This is a genomic window from Mycobacterium sp. E3247 (assembly GCF_001667785.1).
Lineage (GTDB): Bacteria > Actinomycetota > Actinomycetes > Mycobacteriales > Mycobacteriaceae > Mycobacterium.
This window is the reverse complement of the sequence record NZ_LZJG01000471.1, coordinates 1-635: the sequence shown is the minus strand read 5'-3', so window position 1 is coordinate 635 and position 635 is coordinate 1. Positions and strand designations below refer to the sequence as shown.

Sequence of the window (635 nt, the reverse complement as noted above, 5' to 3'; positions counted from 1 at the left end):
CGGTCCAGAACTGTCGCGGTGGCCGGAGCGCCATTGCCGTATTGGCACACCTGCGCAGTGATGATCACATTGTTCTTCGCGCGCGCCACGTTGGGGCAGATCCAGCCGGTGATCTGCCCGTCCTCCAGTTCCGTTCCCGTCCACCGCACTCCCGTATCGGTCGCGTCGGTCTTCTGGAATCTCCATCGATATTTGCCGCTCAGGTGGATGACGGCATTGCTGCACGCATCGAGACGCTTGGCAAAAGCGTCGCCAAGCAACACCGTCGCTGCTTTGGAATCGACAACCGTCGCAACGGCTTGACGGACCGCATGCTCGTACGTGTCCTTGTCCTCTTTGTAGAGATTGCTCCGCCACGCGGTGTAAGCCACCCCCACCGAGTACGTGTCCGGCGCGATCAGCGGCTCGCACTGCGGGTTACCCTCGTCGACGAAGGCGGCCACGGGCGGGGAGGTCGCGCCGGGCGGAGGTTTGGACGCCCAGTTTAGTTTCGCACCGACAATCTCGTTAATCAGGTCTGGCGCCAAGATCAGCGAATCGATGGCGTCGGCGAGGGTGCGACCGAGGTGGCGTTGTGGCCGCCGCCCTGCCCGCCGCCACACCCAACCGCCAACGCGACCACTACAGCCCCGAGC

The 635-nt window shown here is 63.9% G+C and carries 1 protein-coding gene; it reads right to left on the bottom strand.

Annotated features, from left to right (window positions below):
* Nucleotides 1–602 (bottom strand): sensor domain-containing protein (locus A9X04_RS23020; protein WP_067925485.1); only part of this gene is annotated, 602 nt, incomplete at its 3' end.
* Nucleotides 603–635: the final 33 nt, after the last annotated feature.